We start from the raw sequence: 2,348 nt of genomic DNA, 5'->3' as shown, positions 1-2,348 counted from the left end.
CGTCAGCCTGCCTGTAAACTAAATTTTACTCTACGTCCTCAACGAGGCGCTTACCTTCAGTATCAGTACTCACGGAATGACCCTGCAAAGACTGATTGAGTGTGCTGCGGGTATCCGGATGTCTTCTCGCGCTGTCAGATTAGAGCCGGAAGATTTGAAATCCCTGTCTCTCCCATGCATTCTCCACTGGAATATGAATCATTTCGTCGTGCTCCACAAGGTCCGCGGGAACAAGCTGACAGTGCATGATCCCGACAAAGGGAAAATCACCCTCTCCCTGCAGGAGGCAGGAAAACACTTCACCGGGGTGGCGCTGGAGCTGATGCCAGCCAGCGATTTCACAACCAGAGACGAAAGAAAAAAAATTCGCCTGCGCCAGCTCACAGGTCAGACGGCCGGCCTGCTTCCTGCAATGTCATATATTATCATTTTTGCACTGGCACTGGAGCTCTTAACGCTGGGAAGTCCTCTTCTCAACCAATTAGTAATTGATGAGGTACTGGTTGATGCCGATCGAGGCCTTTTAAGCGTCATCATTATTGCCCTGATACTGCTTTCTCTGACACAGATGTTGCTGTCGCTGGCCCGTCAGTGGGCCAGTATAACCCTTTCGGTCAATTTTAATATGCAGTGGACGGCCAGAGTATTTCATCATCTGGTCCGGCTCCCCCTGTCATGGTTTGATGCGCGCAGCAAGGGGAGTATTAATGCCCGGTTTGATGCGGTAGACACCATCCAGCAGGCGCTGACTACGCAGGTTCTGGAGGGGATCCTGGATGTACTGCTTGTAGTAACCGCATTAAGCATGATGTTGCTGTACAGCCCAGAGATGACATTGATAGCAATACTGGCCGCCTTCATCTACGGTGTACTGAGAGCGTTGTGGTATCCATCCCTGCGACAATCAGCGGAGGATGCATGGGATGCCAGTGTCAGAGAATCAGGCCATTTTCTTGAAACCCTTAACGGGATCCTGAGCCTGAGAATCAACGGCGTTACTGCACACCGTGAAGCAGCATGGCTGAACCTTAATGTCGCCCGCAGGAATACGCAGTTACGCCAGAGCCGCCTGCTGATGTGCTATGACATTGCGCATACTCTGTCCGGCAGTATGGTATCGGTGGCAATCTTGTGGAAAGGAGCGGATGAAGTGCTGAACGGGACCTTTACCGTCGGTATGCTTGTTGCCTATTTGTCTTACCAGATGCGTTTTTCTTCCAGTATCAGCAGCCTGACAGACAAGTTTTTTGCCTGGCGTATGCTCGATGTTTATAACGAGCGTCTGGCTGACATTATGCTCACCCCGACAGAAGGCCATCAGCCACCACCCGCTCAGGAATATGGCAGCCCATTAACCATGCAATCGGCTTTTCGAGACAGTGCCACCGAAAATTCAGCCCTCCCGCTGACACTAACGCATATCATTTTCAGCCATAAAGGCAGCAATAAGCCATTGCTCCACGGGATATCGCTGACGCTTCATCCTGGCGAAGTCGTCGCCATCACTGGCAAATCCGGATGCGGTAAATCGACGCTGGTAAAGCTTATTCTGGGGATTTATATTCCAGATGAAGGAACGATCAGAACATTTGGCATTCCACATTCACACCCGGATTACTACCGGATGCGCCGGCGCATTGGTACCGTCTTGCAGGATGATCATCTTTTCCGTGGTTCCATTGCCGATAACATCATCTTTTTCAGTGATGACCGAAACACTGAACGAATGATTCAGTGTGCCCGCCTTGCCCAGATTGACAGTGATGTCATGGCAATGCCAATGGGATATCAGACATTAATAGGTGAAACCGGCGGAGGGCTTTCCGGAGGCCAGAAACAGCGTATTCTGCTGGCAAGAGCACTGTACAAGAAACCGGGATTTTTGTTACTGGACGAAGCGACGAGTCATCTTGATGTTGAGTGTGAAATACAGATAAGTCAGACGCTACGCAAGCTGGGTCTGCCTGTTCTTCTTATTGCCCATCGTCCGGAAACCATAGCATCTGCAGACAGGGTTCTTTATCTGTCTGAAGGGGCCTTAACGGAACTGCGGCACCCGTGCATAATCGAAGAGGGGGATGAGATCTATTCATCTTAATGAAGGAGTGGGACAAAAATTACCTCAATGTAAAATGCCGGTACCCCGCTAAACTCCAAACCACCCCCTGATTCAGAAGGGGGTAACCAGCTGGATCACTTTAGAGGAGTTTTGGCTGAGTAACCATATCCTGCTATGTGCGCGGTCAGAACCTACATGGTTATTATCTTGTTAACTTAATTACTTAATAAGATTCGTAAGCGGCTCATATAGACCGTCTATCGGTAGACCTCCGGTTCCGGGAAAATAA

Annotated in this window: 1 protein-coding gene; it reads left to right on the top strand. The window is 49.9% G+C overall.

Features of this window, described 5'->3' with window-relative positions:
* The first annotated feature begins 76 nt into the window (after positions 1 to 76).
* Positions 77 to 2,098 carry a peptidase domain-containing ABC transporter gene (locus tag AAIR21_RS27590; RefSeq protein WP_434682795.1) on the top strand — a complete coding sequence of 674 codons (2,022 nt, stop codon included), beginning with the start codon at positions 77 to 79 and terminating at the stop codon, positions 2,096 to 2,098.
* Positions 2,099 to 2,348 lie beyond the last annotated feature (250 nt).

This window comes from Enterobacter sp. PTB, assembly GCF_051130085.1.
Lineage (GTDB): Bacteria > Pseudomonadota > Gammaproteobacteria > Enterobacterales > Enterobacteriaceae > Enterobacter > Enterobacter ludwigii.
This window is presented reverse-complemented; position numbering and strand designations above follow the sequence as displayed.

Excerpts from the sequence above, each read along its gene's own strand:
- AAIR21_RS27590 (WP_434682795.1), top strand. The coding sequence starts at position 77 with ATGACCCTGCAAAGACTGATTGAGTGTGCTGCGGGTATCCGGATGTCT.